The organism is Shewanella waksmanii ATCC BAA-643 (assembly GCF_000518805.1).
Classification (GTDB): Bacteria; Pseudomonadota; Gammaproteobacteria; order Enterobacterales; family Shewanellaceae; genus Shewanella; species Shewanella waksmanii.
Map to the genome: position 1 here is coordinate 1 of NZ_JAEH01000060.1, position 416 is coordinate 416.

General features: G+C 47.1%; 1 tRNA gene and 2 rRNA genes (1 of these 3 running past the window's edge). All 3 read left to right on the plus strand.

Annotated features, from left to right (window positions below):
* Positions 1-30: 30 nt before the first annotated feature.
* Positions 31-146, plus strand: a 5S ribosomal RNA gene (gene rrf / locus L865_RS0118305).
* A 70-nt stretch (positions 147-216) separates the two neighbouring features.
* Positions 217-292 (plus strand) — tRNA-Thr (locus L865_RS0118310).
* A gap of 9 nt (positions 293-301) precedes the next feature.
* Positions 302-416, plus strand: a 5S ribosomal RNA gene (gene rrf / locus L865_RS0118315); it runs 1 nt beyond the window's last position.

Here is a 416-nt window from a genome sequence, read left to right on the forward strand (position 1 = left end):
TAATTAGCTTTCTAAATTGTCCCTAATTTGTCTGGAAACCATAGCATTGTGGTCCCACCTGATCCCATCCCGAACTCAGAAGTGAAACGCAATTGTGCCGATGGTAGTGTGGGGTCTCCCCATGTGAGAGTAGGTCATTTCCAGGCGCCTATTTATTCTCGAAAGAGAAAACTAGTCACGCAAAGATACGTAAGACGTAACTAGTAAAGATTTTGTGCTGATATGGCTCAGTCGGTAGAGCGCATCCTTGGTAAGGATGAGGTCCCCAGTTCGATTCTGGGTATCAGCACCACTAAATTTGTCTGGAAACCATAGTATTGTGGTCCCACCTGATCCCATCCCGAACTCAGAAGTGAAACGCAATTGCGCCGATGGTAGTGTGGGGTCTCCCCATGTGAGAGTAGGTCATTTCCAGG